20 protein-coding genes, 1 tRNA gene and 3 pseudogenes are annotated in these 23951 nt (G+C 57.1%); 17 read left to right on the top strand and 7 right to left on the bottom strand.

Going from position 1 to position 23951, the window contains the following annotated elements; translation table 11 throughout:
* Positions 1-26: 26 nt before the first annotated feature.
* The 5 genes from nirD to IPI80_RS07295 all read right to left on the bottom strand — a co-directional run bounded on the left by nirD (position 27) and on the right by IPI80_RS07295 (position 6640).
* Complete coding sequence (gene nirD / locus IPI80_RS07315; protein ID WP_413858615.1) at positions 27-422, bottom strand: nitrite reductase small subunit NirD; 396 nt, start codon at positions 420-422, stop codon at positions 27-29.
* 68 nt (positions 423-490) lie between these two features.
* Positions 491-1291 (bottom strand): type IV pili methyl-accepting chemotaxis transducer N-terminal domain-containing protein, encoded by an 801-nt coding sequence (locus IPI80_RS07310; protein WP_413858613.1) that lies wholly within the window; start codon positions 1289-1291, stop codon positions 491-493.
* 77 nt (positions 1292-1368) lie between these two features.
* Positions 1369-3813 carry a nitrite reductase large subunit NirB gene (gene nirB / locus IPI80_RS07305; protein WP_413858611.1) on the bottom strand — a complete coding sequence of 815 codons (2445 nt, stop codon included), beginning with the start codon at positions 3811-3813 and terminating at the stop codon, positions 1369-1371.
* A 260-nt stretch (positions 3814-4073) separates the two neighbouring features.
* Positions 4074-5816 (bottom strand): protein kinase domain-containing protein, encoded by a 1743-nt coding sequence (locus tag IPI80_RS07300; protein ID WP_413858609.1) that lies wholly within the window; start codon positions 5814-5816, stop codon positions 4074-4076.
* Between the two features lie 11 nt (positions 5817-5827).
* Complete coding sequence (locus IPI80_RS07295; protein WP_413858607.1) at positions 5828-6640, bottom strand: formate/nitrite transporter family protein; 813 nt, start codon at positions 6638-6640, stop codon at positions 5828-5830.
* Positions 6641-6827: 187 nt separating this feature from the next.
* On the opposite strand from IPI80_RS07295, the gene IPI80_RS07290 reads away from it, so the two are divergent.
* Entirely contained in the window at positions 6828-7145 is a 318-nt protein-coding gene (locus IPI80_RS07290; RefSeq protein ID WP_413858605.1) for an antibiotic biosynthesis monooxygenase family protein, read from the top strand.
* A gap of 40 nt (positions 7146-7185) precedes the next feature.
* On the opposite strand, the gene IPI80_RS07285 is transcribed toward IPI80_RS07290, so the two are convergent.
* Positions 7186-7974 (bottom strand): GNAT family N-acetyltransferase, encoded by a 789-nt coding sequence (locus tag IPI80_RS07285; protein WP_413858603.1) that lies wholly within the window; start codon positions 7972-7974, stop codon positions 7186-7188.
* Between the two features lie 42 nt (positions 7975-8016).
* Here IPI80_RS07285 and tsaD point away from each other — a divergent pair, with 42 nt between their 5' ends.
* Positions 8017-9303 (top strand): tRNA (adenosine(37)-N6)-threonylcarbamoyltransferase complex transferase subunit TsaD, encoded by a 1287-nt coding sequence (tsaD, locus tag IPI80_RS07280; protein WP_413858601.1) that lies wholly within the window; start codon positions 8017-8019, stop codon positions 9301-9303.
* Here tsaD and IPI80_RS07275 read toward each other — a convergent pair.
* Positions 9190-9483: pseudogene (locus IPI80_RS07275) on the bottom strand (Hsp20/alpha crystallin family protein); the annotation flags it as partial. The gene tsaD and the pseudogene IPI80_RS07275 overlap by 114 nt on opposite strands.
* Positions 9484-9576: 93 nt before the next feature.
* Between IPI80_RS07275 and IPI80_RS07270 the strand changes: the two are divergent.
* The 15 genes and pseudogenes from IPI80_RS07270 (at position 9577) to nuoH (ending at position 23943) form a co-directional block, all read left to right on the top strand.
* Positions 9577-10884: a branched-chain amino acid ABC transporter substrate-binding protein gene (locus tag IPI80_RS07270; protein WP_413858599.1), complete on the top strand. Its 1308-nt coding sequence runs from the start codon at positions 9577-9579 to the stop codon at positions 10882-10884.
* A 161-nt stretch (positions 10885-11045) separates the two neighbouring features.
* Positions 11046-11312, top strand: coding sequence for a 30S ribosomal protein S15 (gene rpsO, locus IPI80_RS07265; protein ID WP_413858597.1), 267 nt, complete (start codon positions 11046-11048; stop codon positions 11310-11312).
* A gap of 221 nt (positions 11313-11533) precedes the next feature.
* A pseudogene (gene pnp, locus IPI80_RS07260) lies at positions 11534-13649 on the top strand (polyribonucleotide nucleotidyltransferase).
* A 65-nt stretch (positions 13650-13714) separates the two neighbouring features.
* A complete protein-coding gene (locus tag IPI80_RS07255; protein ID WP_413858595.1) occupies positions 13715-14737 on the top strand; it encodes an NAD(P)H-quinone oxidoreductase in 1023 nt (340 codons plus the stop codon).
* Entirely contained in the window at positions 14734-15477 is a 744-nt protein-coding gene (gene tpiA / locus IPI80_RS07250; RefSeq protein ID WP_413858593.1) for a triose-phosphate isomerase, read from the top strand. The genes IPI80_RS07255 and tpiA overlap by 4 nt, the downstream gene beginning before the upstream one ends.
* A 34-nt stretch (positions 15478-15511) precedes the next feature.
* On the top strand, positions 15512-15868 hold the full coding sequence (secG, locus tag IPI80_RS07245) for a preprotein translocase subunit SecG (RefSeq protein ID WP_413858591.1): 357 nt from the start codon (positions 15512-15514) through the stop codon (positions 15866-15868).
* 117 nt (positions 15869-15985) lie between these two features.
* Positions 15986-16070 (top strand) — tRNA-Leu (locus IPI80_RS07240).
* 67 nt (positions 16071-16137) lie between these two features.
* Entirely contained in the window at positions 16138-16497 is a 360-nt protein-coding gene (ndhC, locus tag IPI80_RS07235) for an NADH-quinone oxidoreductase subunit A (protein ID WP_413858589.1), read from the top strand.
* A 4-nt stretch (positions 16498-16501) separates the two neighbouring features.
* Positions 16502-16981, top strand: coding sequence for a NuoB/complex I 20 kDa subunit family protein (locus tag IPI80_RS07230; RefSeq protein ID WP_413858587.1), 480 nt, complete (start codon positions 16502-16504; stop codon positions 16979-16981).
* A gap of 9 nt (positions 16982-16990) precedes the next feature.
* Positions 16991-17599, top strand: a complete 609-nt coding sequence (locus IPI80_RS07225; protein WP_413858585.1) for an NADH-quinone oxidoreductase subunit C — start codon at positions 16991-16993, stop codon at positions 17597-17599.
* Between the two features lie 12 nt (positions 17600-17611).
* Positions 17612-18865: an NADH-quinone oxidoreductase subunit D gene (locus IPI80_RS07220; protein WP_413858583.1), complete on the top strand. Its 1254-nt coding sequence runs from the start codon at positions 17612-17614 to the stop codon at positions 18863-18865.
* Positions 18862-19346: pseudogene (gene nuoE, locus IPI80_RS07215) on the top strand (NADH-quinone oxidoreductase subunit NuoE). Before IPI80_RS07220 ends, nuoE begins: the two are co-directional and overlap by 4 nt.
* Positions 19343-20698 carry an NADH-quinone oxidoreductase subunit NuoF gene (nuoF, locus tag IPI80_RS07210; RefSeq protein ID WP_413858581.1) on the top strand — a complete coding sequence of 452 codons (1356 nt, stop codon included), beginning with the start codon at positions 19343-19345 and terminating at the stop codon, positions 20696-20698. The pseudogene nuoE and the gene nuoF overlap by 4 nt, the downstream one beginning before the upstream one ends.
* 12 nt (positions 20699-20710) lie before the next feature.
* Entirely contained in the window at positions 20711-22864 is a 2154-nt protein-coding gene (gene nuoG / locus IPI80_RS07205) for an NADH-quinone oxidoreductase subunit NuoG (RefSeq protein ID WP_413858579.1), read from the top strand.
* Complete coding sequence (gene nuoH, locus IPI80_RS07200; RefSeq protein ID WP_413858577.1) at positions 22861-23943, top strand: NADH-quinone oxidoreductase subunit NuoH; 1083 nt, start codon at positions 22861-22863, stop codon at positions 23941-23943. The genes nuoG and nuoH overlap by 4 nt, the downstream gene beginning before the upstream one ends.
* The last annotated feature ends 8 nt before the right edge of the window (positions 23944-23951 follow it).

The raw sequence follows: 23951 nt of genomic DNA, 5'->3' as shown, positions 1-23951 counted from the left end.
TGTCCCGCAGGCGTTCGCGGCCTGCTTCAAACCCTGCTGGCTATCCCGGTGGTAGGGCGGGTTGCGCAATGTACCGGTCGGGTCAAGTCGGTGGCGTGGTGCGCGAGCTCTGCGGCCTTGAGTGACACCTGACCATCCACCACCCGCACGGCAAATTGGGGCGTGCAGCCTTCATCGGGCGCAGCGGCCTGGCCGGTACACAGGCCAATGGTCCAGTTGTGCAACGGGCACGCCACGCTGGTGCCGAACACAATGCCTTGCGAAAGCGGACCTCCCTTGTGCGGGCAGCGGTCGAGCAGGGCAAAGATTTCGTCTTTGTCGTTGCGAAACACCGCCACGTCCATGCCCTGCGCGCGGGTGACGCGTCGCGCACCGAGTACGGGGATGTCTTCAACACGGCATACAGGGGTCCACTCGCTCATTTTGCTATTCCTTTTGTAGCTGCTTGCCTCAAGTTTTCACGAGGGCTAGCGGCCAATTTGTAAATCAATCATGTCTTGAGAGACGCATACAGGCCGGTGACCCGGTCCATCACCGTCAGCAGGTTCTCGCTGGCGACAAATACATCGGTCAGGGGTTTGGCCGCGCCGGCGTCGGCGGTGCCCACGCGTTTGAGTGCGGTGTCAAAAAACACCCATTGCCCGTCGGCCAGTTGCAGATCTTCCTGGATGCGTGGCGTGGTCTCGGGTGCTTTGTGCAGAATGCCCATGGCATTGACAAATTCGCTGCGGGCTTTGTCGATCTCGGTAACCATGGTGGAGGCATCCACCGGCAACCGGGCGGCCAAATAGCACATGGCCATGCGCTGGCTGAGCATGCGCTGTCGTCCAGCGATGTTGACCAATTTGCCTTGGGGCTTGCCCAACGCAGTCTCGTACTGCACGGTGCCCTGATTTGCCAGTGCCAGCACCCCGGCATTGAGTTTCAACATGGCGGCGGCATGCTCGCGTGTGGGGGCACTGCCCACCAGTGCCGTCTTGTAGGTCGTCCAGGACGCGTCAAGCTTGGTGTAGGTGTCCTTGATCTCGGGCAACACGGCATAGGCTTTCAGTTCCACTAGCTGGCGGTCGAACAGGGCCAAGGACTTGTCCAGCACCGTTTGTGCGTTGCTCGTCTCGATGCCGTGCACCAGGGCCAGCCAAGCCTTGCCCATGCGCTGGCTCAGCATGCGCTGGCGTCCCGCCTTGTTGATCGCATCGCCCAAATCGCTGACTTGGGCGTGTGCGCCCAGCCAGGGCAGTCCTGCGGCGGCGGCGATGATGGTTCTACGGTTCAGCAAGATCGTGTGCATGGTGTTCACCCTATTTGGAGATAAATAGGGAGTATCCCTTGGTAGTTTTCGATGAACCTGACCATTCAGTCTGAAACTCAGACCGAAATCGCTTCAAATTGACGCATATCAACTTGGGACTCCTTCAAATCGAACCACGGGTCGGGTTCACCCTCCAGCGCGGCCTGCAACTGGGCCCACAGTGCCTTGCGGCCCGCCTCGTCTTCCAGAATCTTTTTCTTCACGTAGTCCATGCCCACGCGGTTCACGTAATGCACGGTGCGCTCCAGGTACCAGCCCTCCAGGCGGTAGAGCTGCATGAAGGCGCCGGTGTACTCCAGCACCTCGTCGCTGGTTTTGACCTTGGTAAAGAACTGCGCTACCTCGGTCTTGATGCCGCCGTTGCCGGCAATGTGCAACTCCCAGCCGCTGTCCACACCAATCACGCCCACGTCCTTGATGCCGGCCTCGGCACAGTTGCGCGGGCAGCCTGACACCGCAAACTTGACCTTGTGCGGCGCGTACATGCGCCACATGGCGCGTTCCATGTCTTTGCCCATTTGCGTGCTGTCTTGCGTGCCCATGCGGCACCACTCGCTGCCCACACAGGTTTTGACCGTGCGCAGCGCCTTGGCGTAGGCGTGGCCGCTGGGCATGCCGATGTCTTTCCACACATTCACCAAGTCTTCTTTTTTGACACCCAGCAAGTCAATGCGTTGGCCGCCGGTGACTTTGACGGTGGGGATTTGGTACTTGTCCACTGCGTCGGCAATCTTGCGCAGCTCGTTGGCCGTGGTCTCGCCCCCCCACATGCGGGGGATCACGCTGTAGGTGCCGTCTTTTTGGATATTGGCGTGGCTGCGCTCGTTGATATAGCGGCTTTGCGGATCGTCCTTGGCCTCTTTGGGCCAGCTGGAGATCAGGTAGTAGTTGACCGCCGGGCGGCAGCTGGCGCAGCCGTTGGGTGTTTTCCACTCCATGAAGTTAAAGACGCTGGCAATGGTGAGCAGCTTGTTGGCGCAGATGGCGTCGCGCACGGCCTGGTGGCCGTGGTCGGTGCAGGCACACATGGCTTTCATTTTGGGCGTGGCCGAGTAGTCGCCGCCAGCGGTAAACATCAGCAACTGCTCCACCAGGCCGGTGCATGAGCCGCAGCTGGCGCTGGCTTTGGTGTGCTTGCGCACTTCGTCCAGGGTAAACAGGCCTTTTTCTTTAATCGCCTTGCAGATGGTGCCCTTGGTCACGCCGTTGCAGCCGCAGACCTCGTCACTGTCTTTCATGGCGGCGGCCTTGTTGTGGCCTTCGTGGCCACCTTCGCCGATATTGCTCTCGCCAAACATCAGCTTGTCGCGGATGTCGGCCACGCTGCGGCCCTCGCGCAACAGCTTGAAGTAGTAGCTGCCGTCCACCGTGTCGCCATACAGGCAGGCACCTACCAGTTTGCCGTCTTTGACCACCAGTTTTTTGTACACGCCGCCAAAGGGGTCGCTCATGACGATTTCTTCGGCCCCGTCGCCACCCAGGAAATCACCGGCGCTGAACAGGTCAATACCGGTGACTTTGAGTTTGGTTGAGGTCAGCGAGCCGGTGTAGCGGCCAATGCCAAACATCGCCAGATGGTTGGCCAGTACCTTGCCCTGCTCAAACAGGGGTGCCACCAGGCCGTAGGCAATGCCCCGGTGCGCAGCGCACTCACCCACGGCGTAGATGCGTGCATCGGTGGTGGTCTGCATGGTGTCGTTGACCACAATGCCCTTGTTGCAGTACAGGCGCATGCTCTCGGCCAAGGCCGTGTTGGGGCGAATGCCAACGGCCATGACCACCAGGTCGGCTGGTACTTGGCTGCCGTCCTTGAACTTGACGGCGGTGACACGCCCGTCGGCGCCACCTACCAGTTCCTGGGTCTGTGCACCAATCAGAAACTGCATGCCGCGCTCTTGCAACGATTTTTCCAACATCTTGCCCGCAGTCGCGTCGAGTTGGCGCTCCATCAGCGTGGGCATGACGTGCACCACGCTCACCGTCATGCCACGCTTCATCAGGCCATTGGCGGCTTCCAGACCCAACAAGCCGCCGCCGATCACCACCGCGTGCTTGTAGTGTTTGGCGGCCTCGATCATGGCCTCGGTATCGGCAATGTCACGGTAGGCTAGTACGCCTGGCAGGTCCGTGCCCGCAATGGGCAGGATGAAAGGGTTGGAGCCGGTGGCCAGCACCAGGCGGTCGTATGCGGTGCTGATTTTTTCGCCCGCTGCGTTCTCGGCGTGCACCACTCGGCGCACCCGGTCCACCTGGGTCACAGTCCAGCCAGCGTGCAGGGTGATGTGGTTATCGGTGTACCACTCCCAGGGGTTCAGAACGATCTCATCGAGGGTCTGCTCACCAGCCAGCACGGGCGACAGCAAGATGCGGTTGTAGTTGGGGTGTGGTTCGGTGCCAAATACGGTGATGTCGTACATCTCCGGTGCAATCTTCAGCAGCTCTTCCAGCGCGCGCACACCGGCCATGCCGTTGCCAATCATGACCAGTTTCATTTTTTTCATACGGGCGACTCCAAAAAATTAGCGTTGCGTTGTGCGCGCTTCGTTATGACTGCAGGGAATTACGCAAGAGCTGTGCCATGTGGGAGCAGGCTTTGGCGGTTTGGTTTTCAGAGGGCAATCGGGAATTTGTCCCACGAGCGGGTTGCAATGCACCAATACGGGGCAACGCGCTTGTTTTTCGTGGTGCGTGCACAAAATGGCCGCTAGCCCTCTTTCTCATTACGTAACCAGCTATCAAAGAAATAGCGTCTGTATAGAAATTAGTGGCCCGAGGTCCGCGCCACAAGCACCATCACCAGCAAGGCCAACACGAGAGAAACGCTCTTCCAGAATACCAAGGGGTTGCGTTCTATCAGTGGCGCGTGGTGGCGGTTGAGGAATGCCGGGTTGGGATGGCGCAGGTCTTGGACAAATTCGGACAGTTCCTCGTAGCGCTTGGCCGGGTTGGGGTGCACCGCCTTGCGCAGGGCTCCATCGATCCAGGCGGGGATGTCCCGCTCGTCTTCGAGCACCGAGGCATACTGCAACCGGTTTTGCGCCGCGCGGGTTTGGCACTTGGCCACTTCCGCCCCATAGGGCAGGCGCCCGGTCAGCATCTGGTAGGCAATCACGCCGAGCGAAAACAGATCGGCGCGGGGCGTTGCCCTTTCATCCAGAAATATTTCGGGCGCCGTGTATTGGGCGGTGCCCAGAATCGCCTCGGGGTGTGTGGCAGTCATGGTCTCGGCAATGCCGGCTACCCGGGTCGAGCCAAAGTCAATGATCTTCACAGTGCCCGTGGTGTCGATCATGATGTTGTCGGGGCGTAGGTCCTGGTGCAGCATTTCCAGCCGGTGGAAGGCACGCAAGCCCCGGGCGATTTGTTCGACCATGCTGCGCACCGTCTCTAAGCTGGGTGTGGGGTGGTCGGTCATCCACTGCGTCAGGGTCTGGCCGTCGATGAACTCGGTGGCCACGTACAGAAAATTGCGCTTGCGGGTTTGCTGGCAGGGCTTGAGTACATGCGCGCTGTTGATACGCCTGGCCACCCACTCTTCGGTCAGAAAGCGCTCCAAATACGCGGGGTCGCCGCGCAGGTCAATCGACGGTGTTTTCAGGATGACGGGGGTGTGGGTCTCGCTGTCCACGGCCAGGTAGATGTGGCTGCGGCTGCTGCCATGCACCTCCCGCACGATGGTGTAGCCATCCAACACCATGCGGGGTTCCAGAATGGGCGGGAACGGCAGGCCCAACTGGTGCTGCTGAAATTCATGGGCCTCATGCACGGGCAGTTCGTCAATCCGCACAATCTGCACGGTAAGGTTGTCGGTACTGCCCTGCGCGTAGGCGGTTTGCACCAACTGCTCTGCGACCGCCTGCAAATCGCACGGTCCTTCCTGACCAGCATGGAGCATGCCGACCATGGCCTTGGCGTGGAGGTGTTCGTAGACCCCATCGGTGGCCAGGAGAAAGATATCGCCCGGCTCCAGCGGCTGGGTCTGGTAGTCGATCTCGATTTGCGGATTGACGCCCAGCGCACGGCCCAGGTAGCTCTGACCGTTGCCGACCCACACGCGGTGGTCGGCAGTCAGTTGCTCCAGCGTGTTGCCGCGCAGCCGGTAAATGCGCGAGTCGCCCACATGGAATATATGGGCAGTGGTCGATTTGAGGACCATGGCGCTGAGCGTGCACACATAGCCACGGTCCTTGTCGTAGCGGTATTGGCTATGCTGGGATTGCGCATGCAGCCAGGAGTTGGTTGCATCCAGAATCCGCTTGGCCGAGGTCTTGACCGACCAGGCGTCCGAGGTGCAGTAGTAGTCCTCCAGAAAACCGGCAACTGCGTACTGGCTGGCCACTTGGCTGACCGCGCTGCTGCTGATGCCGTCGGCCAGCGCCAGCGCAATGCCCTTTGCGGTGAGTTGTGGCTCGTTCGGAATGTAGGCGCCATGAAAGTCCTGATTGACCTCCTTGCGCCCTTTCTCCGAACACTGCCCTATCGAAATTTTCAAAGCGCGGGCCATGGCGCCGCAGACTATGGGAATGCACGCTTGGGTGCCGTCTTCAGGTGCGTGGTGTACAGGGTGAGGCCGGTGAATGACAGTCCCCCTACCAGATTGCCCAGCACAGTGGGGATTTCATTCCAGATCAGGTAGTCCATCATCGAAAAATGGGCACCCAACAGCAGGCCGGATGGAAACAGGAACATGTTCACCACCGAGTGCTCAAAGGCCATGTAGAAGAACAGCATGATGGGCATCCACATGGCCACCACTTTGCCGGTGACGGTGGTCGAAATCATGGCGCCAACCACACCGGTGGACACCATCCAGTTGCACAGCATGCCGCGCACAAACAGGGTCAGCATACCGGCAGCACCGTATTCGGCATAGCCCAGCGTGCGTTTCTCACCGATTACGCCAATGGCCTTGCCCACGGCATTGGGTTCCACCGAGAAGCCGTAGGTGAAGGTAATGGCCATCAGCACCGCCACCGTGAAGGCACCGGCAAAGTTGCCCGCAAACACCAGGCCCCAGTTTTTTAGCACCCCGCCCAGAGTCACACCGGGGCGCTTGTCGATCAGCGCCAGCGGTGTCAAGACAAAGACGCCCGTCAGCAGGTCAAATCCCAGCAGGTACAGCATGCAAAAGCCCACCGGAAACAACACGGCGCCAGCCAGGGGCTGACCGGTCTGCACATTGATGGTTATGGAAAACACCGCCGCCAGTGCCAGGATGGCACCTGCCATGTAGGCCCGGATCAAGGTGTCCCGTGTGGACATGAAGATTTTGGACTCGCCTGCATCCACCATCTTGGTCACAAACTCTGAAGGTACCAAATACGCCATATCCACTCCGTTTCGTTGGTCGTTAAAAAAGTCTCGACCAACTACTTGCACAGACTGTGCCAGCTGTGAATGGGGCCAGCGCGCACCGTATGGTGCATTCAGTGGGTATGGACAAGGTGTTGTGCATCAAGCTGGTGCGTGTGCACCCTTACACTGCGCTCTCGGCCTGCCAACACCATTTCTACCCATGAACCCCATTGCCCATACACCCGCGCCACCGTATTACGCGGTCATCTTCACCTCACTGCGTACCGATGGCGACACCGGCTACGGGGCCATGGCCGAACGCATGGTTGAACTGGCCGCGCAGCAGCCGGGATATCTGGGTGTGGAGTCAGCGCGGGAAACAGTGGGCATCACCGTGTCCTACTGGGCTGATCTGGAATCGATCCGCGCCTGGAAAGCCAACGCCGAGCACCTGGACGCACAGCGGTTGGGGCACCAGAAATGGTATGCCGCATTCAAGGTCCGCATTGCCAAGGTGGAGCGCGACTACGCGCTGTAATGCCGCAGCCACCTGTTCCGTCGTTGACGCTGATGTCGTTTCAGCCATCCTTGCGCCAGTAGTGGTAGTGCCAGGCGGTGGTCAATCCGGCGCGCTGGTACAGTGCCAGTGCCGCAGTATTGCTTTCTTCGACCTGTAGAAACACGCGCTCCAGGCCGCGCTCCATGGCGGCATCTGCCAAGGTTGCCAGTAGCCGTCCGGCCAAACCCTTACCGCGATGCTGGGGCAGGGTGCGCATACCGTGGATGCTGGCCCAGCCTTGGCTGAAAGCTGCCGTGCCTACGGCAACCGATTGACCGCCTTCTTCAATCCAGGCATAGACCACATGCGGGCTGCGACTGAGCGCTTGCACCCGGTTTGCACCATCTACCGGGTCAAAGCCTTCTGCAAGATAAACCGCGCTCCATACGGGTGTCGGCACCAAAGACAAGTTGCCGGGTGTGCCGGGGCGAAACTGGCGCATAGCCAGTACGCTGCCGATCTGTACCAGAGTGGGCTGCTGGGGCTGGTAGCCCAATCGCACCAACTCGGCCTGCATGCCGGCCAAGCCCGGCACATCAGCCACGCGGTAGGCTGCTTGTAGGCCGCGTGCAGCATACCGGTCTTCGATAGTCTTGACCAACGCGGTATCGATGTGGTCATGGCGCAGGGGCACTGCACTTTTGGCGCGACCAATGGTGGAGGTATCAAACGGCAACAGCCAGCCATCGATTTCTTGCAGGGCAGGGGGTGCCACGGCGTCCAGCGTGGCGCGCTCCAGGCTGGCAATGGCGTCATCGTCGAGCGGATGGAGTGAGAAGGGCGTGGACAAGGGCGTGCCTAGGAGCATAGTGGGCTACTCTACTAAACTCGCACCCTCACAGGGGAAAACATGCTGGTTTTGGGGATTGAGTCGTCGTGCGATGAAACGGGTGTGGCCATGGTGCAGGCCGAGGAGCAGGCCTTGCCCACGCTGCTGGCGCACGCTTTATACAGCCAGATCGAAATGCACCAGGCCTTTGGCGGTGTGGTGCCCGAGCTGGCCAGTCGCGACCATATCCGGCGCGTGTTGCCGCTCACGCAGGAGGTTCTGGACGCCAGTGGCAAATCACTGGCCGATGTTGACGTGGTGGCCTACACGCGTGGTCCCGGTCTGGCTGGTGCGCTACTGGTGGGTGCTGGCGTGGCCTGTGCGCTGGGTGCTGCACTGGGCAAGCCGGTGTTGGGCGTGCACCACCTCGAAGGGCATTTGTTGTCCCCGTTTCTGAGCGCCGATCCGCCGGAGTTCCCCTTTGTGGCCCTGCTGGTATCTGGCGGACACACGCAACTGATGCGGGTGGAGGGCGTGGGGCGTTACGAACTGTTGGGCGAATCCATTGACGACGCCGCGGGCGAAGCCTTTGACAAATCGGCCAAGCTCATGGGGCTGGGTTACCCGGGCGGCCCGGCGCTGAGCCGCTTGGCCGAGCAGGGCAGGGCAGACGCTTACAAGCTACCACGGCCGCTGCTCAACAGTGGCAATCTGGATTTTTCATTTGCCGGACTCAAGACGGCGGTACTGGTTCAATCCCAACGCATGGTGGCTGCGCAGGCCACCGATGGCGCTTTGGGCCTATTTGAGTCACTGCCCTTGCAGCAGCGCGCAGACCTTGCTGCCTCGACCCAGGCGGCCATCGTGGAGGTGCTACTCAAGAAGTCCATGAACGCGTTAAAACAAACCGGCCTGCAACGCCTAGTGGTGGCCGGTGGCGTGGGTGCCAACCGCGAGTTGCGTGCCCAACTCAATGCCGCGTGTGCCCAACGAAAGGTGCGGGTGCATTACCCGGAGTTGCACCTGTGCACCGACAACGGCGCCATGATCGCCATGGCGGGGGCCATGCGCCTGCAAAGTGGCCTGCAACAGGTCAGCGCTACTTACGCCTTTGACGTCAAGCCACGCTGGCCGTTGGACAGCCTCCCCGAGCGCGGGCGACCTGGGGCTTTAGTGAACTACCAGTTCGGTGGCGTTGCTGACTGGCACTTTTTTGACAAGTTTCAGGGTCAACACACCGTTTTCCAGTTTGGCATCGCTGGCCGAGGTGTCGATGTCCTGTGGCAGCTCATAGGCAGCGCTGTAGTGGCGGGCCGCGCCCTCTTTGCTGCTGATACGAACCACAGCGCCCTCAATGGCAATGGATAACTGCTCTTTGGTCACGCCGGGCACATCCATGCTCAGGGTGAAAGCGGTCTCGTCCTGCGTGTAAGCGCAAGGTTTGTTGGTGGTGCGCAGCGCGTCGTCCATAAAACGTTCCAGTGAACGGCCTGGGTTGACATAGGCGTGGCGGCGCAATTGGGGCTGGGCGGTAGTGGCAAAAAACATAGCAAGTCTCCTAGTACACTGCGCGACGCTCACCATGAGCACCGCATGCATCCAAGCTGCGGTTCTTTCAGTCAATTTCAAGAAAAAAATCACATGTTTATTCTTTCCCGTTGGATCTTGAAAACCGGGTTGCTGGCGTTATTTGCGCTGCCCTTGGGTATTCCCGTGGCTTTTGCCCAAGCGCAGGCCGCGCCGGTCAAGCTGGCCATGATCGAGGGGCTAAGTGGCCCCAATGGCAATGCAGGCGAGGCGGTGTTTCGCAACCTCAACTGGGCAGTGGAGCGGGTCAATGCACGCGGTGGCGTGAAGCTGCCCGCAGCAGCCGGTGGCAATCAGACCCTGGTTCTGGAGCGCTACGACAGCAAGGGCCAGAACGAAGAGGCTCTGTCTGCGCTGCGCTCAGCCATTGACAACGGTGCGCGCATTGTTTTGCAGGGCAATTCATCCGCCAATGCGGCGGCCTTGATCGACGCTATCAACAAACACAACGAGCGTGAGCCGTCCAAGCGCGTGCTGTTTTTGAATTACTCGGCGGTGGCCCCAGTGTTGACCAACGAGAAATGCAGTTTTTGGCATTTCCGATATGACGCGCATGCCGATATGCGCATGGCTGCGTTAATGGATGTGATCAGGGACGACAAGGCGCTCAAGGATGTGTACCTGATTGGTCAGGACTACAGCTTTGGCCAGGCGGTACTGCGTGAAGCCAAACGCCAGCTGGGCGCGCAGCGCCCGGACGTGCGCATCGTGGGCGAAGAATTGCACCCCATGGCCCGCGTGAAAGACTTTTTGCCCTATGCCACCAAAATCAAGGCCAGTGGCGCACAAGCGGTGATTACCGGCAACTGGGGCAACGATCTGAGCCTGTTGATCAAGGCTGCGCGTGATGTGGGCTTTGAAGGCAAGTTCTACACCTTCTATGGCAATGCCATGGGTGCACCGGCGGCCATTGGTGAGGCGGGGATTGGCAGGGTTATCGCGGTGGCTGACTGGATGCCCAATGTGCAAACCGCGGGTAGCGAGGCGTTTTACCGCTCGTTCAAGCAGCGCTACCCCAAGGCTGAAGACGACTATGTCCACATGCGCATGCAGTTGTTGATCGAATCCCTGGCGCAGGCCATGGAAGCCGCCGCCACTCAATCCAACTCTGCCAGCCTGGATGTTGTCGCAGTGGCAGCGCAGTTGGAGCGTGGCCGTGTGACCCTGGGGGGACAATCCGGCAACATGCGTGCGGCTGATCACCAGTTCCAGCAGCCGTTGGTGGTGGGCGTTATGGACCGCCAGGGCACACCCGGCGTCAAATTTGATGTGGAGGGTTCGGGCTACGGTTTTCGCGTAATCAAAACCATAGCGCCGGAAGCCGCAGAACTACCTACCAGCTGCAAGATGCAGCGCCCATGACGGGCTGCCCGCGCCGTATTCGACGGTTAGGGCAGTTCGGGCTATAATCGAGCGGCTTTGCATTTGGCAAGGCGCACGCCGGGAGCAGTTCCAGCACCCGGCGCAAGTTCAAAAACCAGGGGCATGCGCAACGTCGCAGCCTCTCAAAGACAGGAAAAACCATGATTGCATCCAGCATCAAAGCCGCTGTTGTCAAAGACAACGCCCGTAGCCCCGGCGATACCGGTAGCCCGGAAGTGCAAGTTGCACTGCTGACCGCCCGTATCAACGAGCTCATGCCCCACTTCAAGACCCACGCCAAAGACCACCACGGTCGTCGTGGTCTGGTGCGCATGGTGAATACACGCAAGAGCCTGTTGATTTACCTGAATCGTATCGATCACGATCGTTACGTTGCGCTGATTGCCAAGCTGGGCCTGCGCAAGTAAGCGGCTGATCGAATGATGAACGCCTGAGTTAGGTTACTAGCTCAGGCGTTTTTTACTTCGGAGACGGCAAAAACAGAACGAAGCTGTGTCATTCCAAGCAAATTCCGCCCTGATGGGCAGAGTTTTTCTGGAATGGCATCGTGGACTGTAATGGCGAATCCGGGCTTGGGTGAGGTGGCCTTTACCTTCCAATTTCTTCCGAAAATCACAGGAGATACACCATGACAATGTTCAAAAAAGTCACCAAAACTTTCCAGTGGGGCCACAACACGGTCACCATGGAAACCGGCGAAATCGCGCGTCAATCTACCGGCGCTGTGCTGCTGGACATGGACGGCACCGTGGTGCTTGCCACCGTCGTCGCCAAGACTGAAGGCAAACCTGGCCAGGATTTCTTCCCCCTGACTGTTGACTACCTTGAAAAGAGCTATGCCGCAGGCAAGATTCCCGGCAGTTTCTTCAAACGCGAAGGTCGCCCCAGCGAGTTTGAAACGCTGACGAGCCGCCTGATTGATCGCCCTATTCGCCCGCTGTTCCCCGAAGGTTTCTTCAACGAAGTACATGTGGTCATCCACACTGTGTCGTTGAACCCTGAAGTGGACGCCGACGTCGCCGCCATGATTGCGGTCAGTGCTGCGCTGTCCATCTCCGGCATCCCGTTCAACGGCCCCATCGGCGCTGCTCGCGTGGGTTACATCAACGGTGAATACGTACTGAACCCCGGCCAGACCGCTCGCAAAGACTCCATCATGGATCTGGTCGTTGCCGGAACCGAATCGGCTGTTCTGATGGTCGAGTCCGAAGCACAGCAACTGTCCGAAGAAATCATGCTCGGCGCCGTGGTGTTTGGCCATGCTCAAGGCAACATCGCCATCAACGCCATCCATGAACTGGTGCGCGACGCCGGCAAGCCGGTGTGGGATTGGAAAGCTCCTGCCAAGGATGAAGTGCTGATCGCCAAGGTCGATGCGCTGGCAAAGGACAAGCTGGTTACTGCATACCAAATCCGCAACAAGCAAGCACGCACCAAAGCGACGCGCGAAGTGACCACCTGGACCAAGGCTGGCTTGAAGGCTGAAGGCGTGGAATTTGACGGCGTGACCGTGGACGGCATGCTGTTCGACATCGAAGCCAAGATTGTGCGCGGCCAGATTCTGGCCGGCGAGCCCCGTATCGACGGTCGCGACACACGCACCGTGCGTGCCATAGAAATCCGCAACAGCGTGCTGCCCCGTACCCACGGTTCGGCTCTGTTTACCCGTGGTGAAACGCAGGCATTGGTTGTTACGACCCTGGGTACTGAGCGCGATGCACAGCGTATTGACGCCCTCTGGCGATTACGAAGACCGTTTCATGTTGCACTACAACATGCCTCCGTTCGCCACTGGCGAAACTGGCCGTGTCGGCACACCCAAGCGCCGCGAAATCGGCCACGGTCGTCTGGCCAAGCGTGCACTGATTGCTGTGCTGCCAAGCAAGGAAGACTTTCCCTACACCATGCGTGTGGTGTCGGAAATCACCGAATCCAACGGATCTTCTTCCATGGCGTCCGTCTGCGGCGGTTGCCTGTCGCTGATGGACGCTGGTGTGCCTATGAAAGCCCACGTGGCCGGTATCGCCATGGGCCTGATCAAGGAAGACAACCGTTTCGCGGTGTTGACCGACATTTTGGGTGACGAAGACCACCTGGGCGATATGGACTTCAAGGTTGCGGGTACCACCAACGGTATCACTGCGCTGCAGATGGACATCAAGATTCAGGGCATCACCAAGGAAATCATGCAAGTTGCTTTGGCCCAGGCCAAAGAAGCGCGTATGCATATTCTGGGCAAGATGCAAGAGGCGATGGCAGAGGCCAAGACCGAAGTGTCAACCTTCGCACCGCGTCTGTTCACCATGAAGATCAACCCCGAAAAAATCCGTGACGTGATTGGCAAGGGCGGCTCCGTGATCCGTGCGCTGACCGAAGAAACCGGCACACAGATCAACATCGACGAAGATGGCACTATCACCATCGCCTCAGCCGATCCAGAAAAAGCCGAATTGGCCAAGAAGCGCATCGAACAGATCACCGCTGAAGTCGAAATCGGCAAGGTTTACGAAGGCCCCATCACCAAAATTCTGGACTTTGGTGCCTTGGTCAACTTGCTGCCCGGTAAGGACGGCCTGCTGCACATCAGCCAGATCGCGCACGAACGTGTCGAGAAGGTTTCCGACTACCTGACCGAAGGCCAGATCATCAAGGTCAAGGTCATGGAGACGGATGAGAAGGGTCGCATCAAGCTGTCCATGAAGGCTTTGCTGGACCGCCCAGCCCATAATGGCGAGCAGGGTTAATCTATTTGCTATAAATTTGGTAGTGTCTTGTGTAGTGTTGACGAGGGCTACCGGTTGAAAATGCTATGAAAGTTATTGAAATTGCAGGTTTTGGTGGACCGGACGTTTTGCGTCTGGCAGAGCGTCCTGTGCCGGTTGCCGGCGTGGGCGAGTTGCTCATTCGCGTGGCAGCCAGCGGTATTAACCGTCCAGACGTATTGCAGCGAGCTGGCAAGTACCCAGCCCCCGAAGGTGCGTCCGATATTCCAGGTCTGGAAGTCGCTGGCACTATCGAGAGCGGCGACGCGCAGGCGCTTTCCGCTGCTGGACTGCGGATCGGTGACCGTGTCTGTGCCTTGGTTGCTGGCGGTGGCTATGCGCGGTACTGCGTGGCGCCTGTAGGCCAGTGTCTGCCGGTGCCGCAAGGTCTGACCGATATAGAGGCAGCGTCACTGCCGGAGACTTTTTTCACCGTCTGGAGCAACGTTTTTGACCGTGGTGGTTTGAAGTCGGGCGAGACCCTGCTGGTGCAGGGCGGCAGCAGTGGCATTGGTGTGACTGCTATCCAGATGGCCAAAGCCCTGGGTGCACACGTCATCGTCACAGCTGGAACAGACGAAAAATGTGCCGCTTGCCTGGCTTTGGGTGCAGACCATGCCATCAACTACAAGACGCAAGACTTCCAGGCGGAAGCTTTGCGCCTGACCGATGGCTGTGGCGTGGATGTGGTGCTGGACATGGTGGCCGGCAGCTATGTTGCCAAAGAAGTCCAATGCCTGGCAGAAGATGGCCGTCTGGTCCTCATTGCCGTGCAGGGTGGCGTGCAATGCGAGTTCAATGCCGCTTTGGTGATGCGCAAGCGGCTGACCGTCACGGGTTCTACTTTACGTGCACGTCCGGTTGCGTTCAAAACCCGTATCGCCCAGGCTTTGTTGCAACACGTCTGGCCTTTATTGGCCGTTGCGCGCATCAAGCCGGTGGTGCACCGTGTTTTTGCTGCGCTGGATGCCAGCCAGGTCAGCGGTAGTGGTGCGTCGCAAGCCCACGCGCTCATGGAATCCAACCAGCACGTGGGCAAGATTGTTTTGACTTGGGAAGCACAAGCATGAAAAAACAGCTGATTGCAGGCAATTGGAAAATGAACGGCTCGGTCATTGCCAACGAAGCGCTGGTCAAGGCGCTGGTGGCAGGCTCGGCCCAGGCCGCCTGCCATGTGGCGGTGTGCGTTCCGGCGCCGTACCTGGCGCAGGTGCAGGGATTGGTTGCTGGTTCTGTTATTGCTGTGGGCGCGCAGGACGTGTCGCAGCATGAATCGGGTGCATTCACCGGTGAGGTTTCGGCTGGCATGCTGAAAGATTTCGGCACACGCTATTGCCTGGTCGGTCACTCTGAGCGTCGCCAACACCACGGTGAAACCGATGCCGTAGTGGCCATCAAGGCCCAACGCGCTCTTGCCGCAGGCATTACGCCGGTGGTCTGTGTGGGTGAGACCCTCGCTGAACGCGAAGCCGGTCGCACCGAAGAGGTGGTCAAACGCCAACTCGCAGCGGTCATCCACACCAATGGGCATTGCATCAGCGAGATCGTTTTGGCGTACGAACCGGTGTGGGCTATCGGAACTGGCAAGACCGCCACGCCCGAAGAGGCGCAGCAGGTGCATGCCGTGCTGCGTGCCCAGTTACGTGCCGCTACCGATCATGCCGAACGCGTGCTCATTGTGTACGGTGGCAGCATGAATGCGGCAAATGCCAACCAGTTGCTCTCCCAGCCTGATATCGATGGTGGCCTGGTGGGGGGCGCATCCCTCAAGGCAGCCGACTTTTTATCCATCATTGCCGCCGCCCATTGATCAGGGTGCGGATTTCCAGTTTTAGGAGTTGAGAATGAATATGCTTTTGACGATTATTTTGACCGTCCAGATGTTGACCGCCCTGACGATGATTGGTCTGATTCTGGTGCAGCACGGTAAAGGTGCCGACATGGGCGCAGCTTTTGGCAGCGGTGGTTCCGGCAGTTTGTTTGGTGCCAGCGGCAGTGCCAACTTCCTGTCCCGCACCACGGCAGTTCTGGCGACCGTTTTCTTTGTTTGCACACTGGCATTGGCCTACTTTGGTAATTTGCGTCCTGTCAGTTCGGGTAGCGTTTTGGAAAGCGCGGCAGTGGTTGCACCGGCGGTAGTACCGGCCGCATCGGCACCCGCAGTACCAGCCTCTGGTGTTGGGCAAATTCCAGCGAAATGATTGGTTTTTTAATTGCCCTGACCCTTGGGAAATAGGGGTAAATTCAGGGTAAACTCTAGGCTTGTCTGGAAAGCAACCAACCTTCGGGTTCCTCACGCAATTCAGACTGAAAGAGCAGCCGTCGTGGTGAAATTGGTAGACACGCTATCTTGAGGGGGTAGTGGCGAGAGCTGTGCGAGTTCGAGTCTCGCCGACGGCACCAAATCATAATATTCCTTCAATTTCGGTTTGACCGAATTCGGAAGCGTAGCTATACACAGAATGTCAATATGAGCCTTGATCAGTACCTTCCTGTTCTTTTGTTCATTGTGATTGGTGTTCTGACTGGGGTAGTGCCCCAGATCATTGGTTATGTGTTAGGCCCCAATCGGCCTGACGCAGCCAAAAATTCCCCGTACGAATGTGGCTTTGAAGCGTTTGGTGATGCGCGCATGCGATTTGATGTGCGCTACTACCTCATCGCCATTTTGTTCATATTGTTTGACCTGGAAACAGCGCTGCTCTTTCCTTGGGCAGTAGCGCTCAAGGAGTTGGGATTTTTTGGTTTCTTGCTGGGTCTGGAAATTGTGATCGTTTTAACCATTGGCTTTGTTTACATGTGGTTAAAGGGCGCCCTGGACTGGGAGTGACGGAATGATTGAAGGTGTTCTCAAAGAGGGTTTTTTCACCACGAGCTACGATTCGGTGGTGAATTGGGCCAAAACCGGGTCGGTTTGGCCCATGTCGTTCGGTTTGGCTTGCTGTGCAGTTGAAATGATGCACGCCGCTGCAGCCCGCTATGACATCAGCCGTTTTGGTGCCGAGGTGTTTCGCGCCAGTCCCCGGCAGTCGGACTTGATCATCGTGGCAGGTACCCTGACCAACAAGATGGCGCCAGCGTTTCGCAAGGTATATGACCAAATGGCAGAGCCGCGCTGGGTGCTGAGCATGGGTTCTTGCGCCAATGGCGGAGGGTATTACCACTACAGTTATTCGGTCGTTCGCGGTTGCGATCGTATTGTGCCGGTGGATGTGTATGTGCCCGGTTGCCCCCCGACTGCGGAAGCGTTGTTGTACGGAATTTTGCAACTCCAGCAAAAAATCCGCCGCACGAACACCATCGCTCGGGTTTGAGGGATAGTTATGACAATATATTCTGTTCCGCCCGAAACCACGCGTGATGCGGTGGTGGCTGCGTTGGGTGACAAGGTCAAGAGCATCGCGGTCGCCCTGGGTGAGGTTACGTTGGTGGTTTCCGCTGCCAACTACCACGCTTGTGCCGAAGCGCTTCGCAGTGATCCCCGTTGCCAGTTCGAGCAAATGATCGATCTGTGTGGTGTCGATTACTCCGAATATCCGGAAGGAACACCTGACGGTTTGCGGTTTTGTGTCGTGTTGCACCTGTTGTCGGTTTCACTGAACCAGCGCGTGCGACTCAAGGTATTTGCTGCAGACGATCTGGCGCCCATGTTGCCCACCGTGACGAATATCTGGAGCGGTGCCAATTGGTTTGAGCGTGAAGCGTTCGATCTTTTTGGCATCGTGTTTAATGGGCACGACGATTTGCGTCGCATTCTGACGGACTATGGTTTTATCGGGCATCCATTTCGCAAGGACTTCCCGTGCTTTGGGCATGTGGAAATGCGGTTTGATGCTGAGCTGGGCCGGGTGGTTTATCAGCCGGTAACGATTGAAGAACGCCAGAACGTGCCGCGCGTGGTTCGTGAAGACAACTATGGGGGCCTGCAGTAAGCAGTTGAGTGCATGGCTGAGATAAAAAACTACACCCTCAATTTTGGACCGCAGCACCCCGCTGCACACGGCGTTTTGCGCCTGGTCCTTGAGCTCGACGGCGAGGTGATCCAGCGTGCGGATCCGCACATTGGGCTGTTGCACCGTGCGACTGAAAAACTGGCCGAAAGCAAAACGTATTTGCAAAGTCTTCCCTATATGGACCGGCTCGATTACGTGTCCATGATGTGTAACGAGCAGGCCTATTGCTTGGCCATCGAAAAATTGCTGGGGCTCGAAGTGCCAATTCGGGCGCAATACATCCGCGTGATGTTTGCCGAAATTACGCGGCTAATGAACCACCTGCTTTGGGTTGGCGCCCACGCGATTGACAACGGTGCAATGACCGTAATGCTTTATGCGTTCCGCGAACGGGAAGATCTGATGGATGCCTATGAGGCCGTCAGCGGTGCCAGAATGCATGCAGCCTACATTCGTCCCGGTGGTGTGTATCGCGATCTGCCGGACGTCATGCCGACGCACCAGTCCAACAAAGTACGTAGCGCCAAGTCAACCGAGCGGTTGAATAGCAACCGTGGTGGCAGCTTGCTGGATTTCATTGATGATTTCACAAGCCGGTTTCCGACCTATCTGGCGGAGTACCACACGCTTTTGACGGATAACCGGATCTGGAAGCAGCGCACGGTTGGTATTGGCGTCGTTACTGCGGAGCGTGCGCTGAATCTGGGATTCACTGGCCCTATGTTGCGTGGCTCTGGCGTGGCCTGGGATTTGCGCAAACAACAGCCGTATGAGGTTTATGACCAGCTGGATTTTGATATTCCTGTTGGTAAGACTGGGGATACCTACGACCGATATCTCGTTCGCATGGAAGAGATGAAGCAGTCCAACCGCATCATTAAGCAATGTGTGGATTGGTTGCGGGTCAATCCCGGTCCTGTCATTACAGACAACCACAAGGTTGCACCGCCGGATCGCGAATCCATGAAGACCAACATGGAAGACTTGATTCACCATTTCAAGTTGTTCACTGAAGGTTTTCGCGTACCGAAGGGCGAAGCTTACGCCGCCATTGAGCATCCCAAAGGTGAATTCGGTATCTACATCATTAGTGACGGCGCCAATAAGCCTTACAGGATGAAGATTCGTCCGCCGGCGTTTGTGCACCTTGCGGCGCTGGATGAAATGGGCAAGGGTCACATGATTGCGGATGCCGTGTCCATCATCGGCACTATGGATATTGTGTTTGGGGAAGTGGATCGATGATTTCCAATGAAACCAAGTTGCGATTTGACCGCGAGGTTGCCAAGTACCCCGCAGATCAGAAGCAGTCAGCCGTCATGGCCTGTTTGGCCATCGTTCAACAGGAATTGGGGCACGTGAGTTCCGACAGTGAACGTTTGGTTGCTGAGTACCTTGGCATGGCGCCGATAGCTGTGAGGTGACTTCGTTTTACAACATGTACAACCAACGTCCCGTTGGGAAATACAAGCTCAATGTTTGTACCAATTTGCCCTGCCAACTGCGTGATGGCGTGAGTACGTTGCAGTATCTGGAAAAGAAGCTGGGTATCTCCATGGGTGGAACCACGCCGGATGGCCTGTTCACACTACAGCAAAGCGAGTGTTTGGGTGCATGTGCAGACTCCCCCGTCATGCTGGTAAATGACCGCTCCATGTGCAGCTTTATGACACCCGAAAAATTGGACCAGTTGGTCGACGGCTTGCGAGCGGCGGGAGGCAAATGATGACGGCGCAGCATATCCTGTCCCAATTTCGCGCCACTGGCGCGCAAACCTGTTTCCATGGCCGTCACATCAACTCGCAAATTCTTGCTGATCTGAATGGTGCGAATTGGCGCCTGAAGGACTATGTGGCGCGTGGTGGATATCAGGCGTTGCGCAAAGTGCTGGGAATTGATGCTGCGGAGGCCATGACCCAGGATCAAGTGATCGCTACGGTCAAGGAATCCGCGCTGCGCGGACGTGGTGGCGCCGGTTTCCCAACGGGTTTGAAGTGGAGCTTTATGCCCCGCCAGTTCCCCGGCCAGAAGTATCTGGTTTGCAACTCGGACGAGGGTGAACCCGGTACTTGCAAAGACCGCGACATCTTGGAATTCAATCCGCACATTGTGATTGAAGGGATGGCAATTGCCGCCTACGCCATGGGTATTTCGGTTGGCTACAACTACATTCATGGTGAAATCTTTTCGGCGTACGATCGTTTCGAAGAAGCGCTTGCAGAAGCGCGTGCGGCCGGGTTGCTTGGTGACAATATCTTGGGCAGTAGCTTCAGTTTCCAATTGCATGCGGCCCATGGATTTGGTGCTTACATTTGCGGCGAGGAAACCGCATTGCTGGAATCGCTGGAAGGCAAAAAGGGCCAACCCCGCTTCAAGCCGCCTTTCCCCGCCAGTTTTGGTTTATATGGCAAGCCCACCACCATCAACAACACCGAGACGTTTGCTGCGGTGCCATGGATCATTCGCAATGGTGGACAGGCCTATCTTGAGTGCGGCAAGCCTAATAACGGCGGCACCAAGATTTACTCGGTCAGTGGTGACGTGGAACTGCCAGGCAACTTTGAAGTTCCCATGGGAACACCTTTCTCCAAGTTGTTGGAATTGGCGGGTGGCGTGCGCGGCGGACGCCAGTTAAAGGCCGTCATTCCTGGCGGTTCTTCTTCGCCCATATTGCCTGCGTCCATCATGATGGATTGCACGATGGATTACGACTCGATAGCCAAAGCTGGCTCCATGCTGGGTTCGGGAGCGGTGATTGTGCTGGACGACAGCCGCTGCATGGTGAAAAGCCTGCAACGTCTGAGCTACTTCTACATGCATGAGTCATGTGGTCAATGCACGCCGTGTCGCGAAGGAACGGGTTGGCTTTCACGCGTGGTGGACCGTATCGAAAATGGACAGGGTCGCCCTGCAGATATGGATCTGCTCGACAGCGTGGCGTCCGACATCATGGGGCGCACGATTTGTGCTTTGGGTGATGCCGCAGCCATGCCGGTGCGCGCCATGATCAAACATTTCAGACCCGAATTTGAGTACCACGTTGAGCATAAGACCTGCATGGTCCCAGCCTACGTTTGAGTGAGCTCCAAGATGATTGAAATCGAACTCGACGGCAAGAAGGTTGAAATTGTTGAAGGCAGCATGATCATGCATGCGGCTGAGAAAGCAGGAACCTACATTCCCCACTTCTGTTACCACAAGAAGCTGAGCATTGCGGCCAGTTGCCGTATGTGCTTGGTGGACGTGGAGAAGATGCCAAAGCCAATGCCTGCGTGTGCAACACCGGTAACCCAGGGTATGGTGGTCCGCACCAAGAGCGACAAGGCGGTCAAGGCGCAGAAGTCGGTGATGGAATTCTTGCTGATCAACCACCCACTGGATTGCCCTATTTGTGACCAGGGTGGTGAGTGCCAGTTGCAAGATCTCGCAGTTGGCTACGGCGCAAGCACATCGCGTTACGAAGAAGAAAAGCGTGTTGTATTTCACAAGGATGTCGGCCCCCTGATCTCCATGGAGGAGATGACCCGTTGCATTCACTGCACACGCTGTGTGCGTTTTGGCCAGGAAATTGGCGGTGTGATGGAATTCGGCATGTCGAATCGCGGTGAACATGCCGCGATTGAGACTTTTGTTGGTCAGAGTGTCGACTCTGAACTGTCCGGCAATATGATTGACATTTGCCCGGTTGGAGCATTGACGAGCAAGCCCTTTCGCTACAGTGCTCGCACTTGGGAGCTGTCACGTCGCAAATCAGTGAGCCCACATGACTCCACAGGGGCCAACCTGATTATTCAGGTCAAGAATAACAAGGTGATGCGAGTGGTTCCACTGGAGAATGATGCGGTTAATGAATGCTGGATTGCGGACCGTGATCGCTTCTCCTATGAAGCCCTGAACAGTGAAGAGCGTCTGACAACCCCGATGCTCAAGCAAGGTGGTGTTTGGAACAGTGTGGACTGGAAGACTGCGCTGGAATATGTTGCCCATGGTTTGGAGAATATTAAATCGGCGCACGGTGCTGCGTCGATTGGAGCTTTGGTAAGCCCGCACAGCACGCTGGAGGAACTGTATCTGGCCGGGGCTTTGGTTCGCGGCTTGGGCAGTGAAAATGTCGACTATCGAATGCGTAATGCTGAGTTCGAACCTGTTCAGGCTGGTGCGCGCTGGTTGGGGATGCCGATTGCAACCTTGTCTTCTCTGCAACGCGTTCTGGTTGTAGGCTCCAATCTTCGCAAGGACCACCCTCTGTTTGCGCAACGTGTTCGTCAGGCCGCTCGTGTTGGATGCGAGGTCAATGTGGTTGGAGCTGGTTCTGTGAATTGGGCCATGTCCGTTCGCAACACAGTATCCGTAACAGCTGCAGAGTGGATTCAAGCTTTGGCGGATATCGCTACCGCCATCGCGGTGGCAAAAGGTGTTGCCGCTCCACAGTCTGGCAATGTGACGGAAATCGCAAAGAAAATTGCCCAGTCGTTAATGGGTGGTGAACGCAAAGCGGTGCTGCTAGGCAATGCCGCAGCTCACCATGCACAGGCTTCTCAGCTGCTCATTTTGGCCAATTGGATTGGTGACCAAACGGGTGCTTCGGTTGGTTACTTGACTGAAGCAGCCAACACTGTCGGGGCGCAATTGGTGAACGCGCTTCCTGGCGCAGGCGGTCTAAATGCTGGACAAATGTTGTCTGGTGGTGTCAAAGCGCTTGTGTTACTGAACACCGAACCAGAGTTTGATTCAGCCGCTGGTGTACTAGCGTCAAAGGTGTTGAAGCAATGCGAGATGGTTGTGACCCTGAGTCCGTTCAAAGCGAATATGGAATTCAGCGATGTTTTGCTGCCTATCGCGCCATTTACCGAGACTCCTGGTACGTTTGTCAATGCTGAAGGACGTGTGCAGAGTTTCTATGCGGTTGTTAAGCCACTGGGTGAAGCGCGTCCTGCATGGAAAGTTTTGCGTACCTTGGCCAATATCCTGGACCTGCCGGGTTTCGAATTTGAGTCCGCGCAGGAGATTTTGGAACACACGCATTTGCAAAGCGCAGGCGAGATATCTACACATGCGCCGTCCGAGCGGTTGAGTAACGACTGTGGGACAGAGTCAACAAACGCTGCAAGCATGATCGGGGAGCCCTGTGTGGCCGCGATTTATCAGTTAGACAGTATTGTTCGTCGCTCGACGTCGCTGCAACTGACAGCGGATGGTCGTGCAGCGGGAACACTGCAATCTGAAGCGGGAGTGGTCGCATGATTGATGCAATATATAACTTCGGGCTGGGCCTGACTGCGCAAGCGTGGTGGGTGGAGTTGGCTTGGCCTATTGTGTGGGCGTTGCTCAAGATTTTGCCGGTTCTGGCGGTTGTTTTGACTGCCGTCACGTATGCCACCTTGTGGGAACGAAAAGTGTTGGGTTGGGCGCAGATTCGCCTGGGCCCGAACCGTGTCGGTCCGTGGGGGCTATTGCAACCTATTGCTGATGCGTTGAAGTTGATGACCAAGGAGATTGTTCGTCCTGCAGCGTCAGATAAATTCCTCTTTTATCTTGGCCCCGTCATGTGCGTGGCGCCTGCGCTGACGGCTTGGGCCGTTATTCCCTTTGGTCCGGAAGTGGCAGTGGCCAATCTTAATGCGGGGCTACTGTTTTTGATGGCCGTCGCATCGATGGAAGTGTACGGGGTCATTATTTCGGGATGGTCTTCAAACTCCAAATACGCATTCCTGGGGGCCATGCGTGCCTCCGCCCAGATGGTGAGCTATGAAATCGCCATGGGATTTTGCTTTTTGGTCGTGCTGATGGTTTCTTCCAGCCTCAACATGTCGGACATCGTGGCGGGGCAGGCAAAAGGCCATTTTGCTGAAATGGGCCTCAATTTCCTGTCGTGGAATTGGCTACCGCTGTTACCCATAATTGTCATCTTTTTTGTATCGGGTTTGGCCGAAACCAACCGAACACCTTTTGACGTGATCGAGGGCGAATCGGAAATCGTTGCCGGGCATATGGTTGAGTATTCGGGCATGTCATGGGCCATGTTCCAGATGGCTGAATATGCGAATATTTGGTTGATTTCGATCCTGACAACAACAATGTTTTTTGGTGGCTGGATGTCACCGATTGATAGCGCACTGTTTAACTGGATCCCGGGTTGGATCTGGCTTGGTTTAAAAACCTTTTTTGTCATGACGGTTTTCATTTGGGTCCGCGTGACTTTTCCACGGTTCCGTTACGACCAGATCATGCGCTTGGGCTGGAAAATATTCATTCCCGTGACATTGGTTTGGTTGGTATTCATTGGGGTGTGGATGCAAACTCCTTGGAACATTTGGAAGTAATTCGAGAT

The sequence above is a fragment of the Candidatus Aalborgicola defluviihabitans genome, from assembly GCF_016705985.1.
Lineage (GTDB): Bacteria > Pseudomonadota > Gammaproteobacteria > Burkholderiales > Burkholderiaceae_C > Allorhodoferax > Allorhodoferax defluviihabitans.
The sequence above is the reverse complement of the archived record's forward strand: the minus strand, read 5'-3'. Positions and strand labels throughout refer to the sequence as shown.

Excerpts from the sequence above, each read along its gene's own strand:
- tpiA (WP_413858593.1), top strand. The coding sequence starts at position 14,734 with ATGAAAAAACAGCTGATTGCAGGCAATTGGAAAATGAACGGCTCGGTC.
- IPI80_RS07300 (WP_413858609.1), bottom strand. The coding sequence starts at position 5,816 with ATGGCCCGCGCTTTGAAAATTTCGATAGGGCAGTGTTCGGAGAAAGGG.
- IPI80_RS07225 (WP_413858585.1), top strand. The coding sequence starts at position 16,991 with ATGACAATATATTCTGTTCCGCCCGAAACCACGCGTGATGCGGTGGTG.
- nirB (WP_413858611.1), bottom strand. The coding sequence starts at position 3,813 with ATGAAAAAAATGAAACTGGTCATGATTGGCAACGGCATGGCCGGTGTG.
- nuoF (WP_413858581.1), top strand. The coding sequence starts at position 19,343 with ATGATGACGGCGCAGCATATCCTGTCCCAATTTCGCGCCACTGGCGCG.
- IPI80_RS07295 (WP_413858607.1), bottom strand. The coding sequence starts at position 6,640 with ATGGCGTATTTGGTACCTTCAGAGTTTGTGACCAAGATGGTGGATGCA.
- nirD (WP_413858615.1), bottom strand. The coding sequence starts at position 422 with ATGAGCGAGTGGACCCCTGTATGCCGTGTTGAAGACATCCCCGTACTC.
- IPI80_RS07290 (WP_413858605.1), top strand. The coding sequence starts at position 6,828 with ATGAACCCCATTGCCCATACACCCGCGCCACCGTATTACGCGGTCATC.
- IPI80_RS07285 (WP_413858603.1), bottom strand. The coding sequence starts at position 7,974 with ATGCTCCTAGGCACGCCCTTGTCCACGCCCTTCTCACTCCATCCGCTC.
- secG (WP_413858591.1), top strand. The coding sequence starts at position 15,512 with ATGAATATGCTTTTGACGATTATTTTGACCGTCCAGATGTTGACCGCC.
- nuoG (WP_413858579.1), top strand. The coding sequence starts at position 20,711 with ATGATTGAAATCGAACTCGACGGCAAGAAGGTTGAAATTGTTGAAGGC.
- rpsO (WP_413858597.1), top strand. The coding sequence starts at position 11,046 with ATGATTGCATCCAGCATCAAAGCCGCTGTTGTCAAAGACAACGCCCGT.
- tsaD (WP_413858601.1), top strand. The coding sequence starts at position 8,017 with ATGCTGGTTTTGGGGATTGAGTCGTCGTGCGATGAAACGGGTGTGGCC.
- ndhC (WP_413858589.1), top strand. The coding sequence starts at position 16,138 with ATGAGCCTTGATCAGTACCTTCCTGTTCTTTTGTTCATTGTGATTGGT.
- IPI80_RS07255 (WP_413858595.1), top strand. The coding sequence starts at position 13,715 with ATGAAAGTTATTGAAATTGCAGGTTTTGGTGGACCGGACGTTTTGCGT.
- nuoH (WP_413858577.1), top strand. The coding sequence starts at position 22,861 with ATGATTGATGCAATATATAACTTCGGGCTGGGCCTGACTGCGCAAGCG.
- IPI80_RS07270 (WP_413858599.1), top strand. The coding sequence starts at position 9,577 with ATGTTTATTCTTTCCCGTTGGATCTTGAAAACCGGGTTGCTGGCGTTA.
- IPI80_RS07220 (WP_413858583.1), top strand. The coding sequence starts at position 17,612 with ATGGCTGAGATAAAAAACTACACCCTCAATTTTGGACCGCAGCACCCC.
- IPI80_RS07310 (WP_413858613.1), bottom strand. The coding sequence starts at position 1,291 with ATGCACACGATCTTGCTGAACCGTAGAACCATCATCGCCGCCGCCGCA.
- IPI80_RS07230 (WP_413858587.1), top strand. The coding sequence starts at position 16,502 with ATGATTGAAGGTGTTCTCAAAGAGGGTTTTTTCACCACGAGCTACGAT.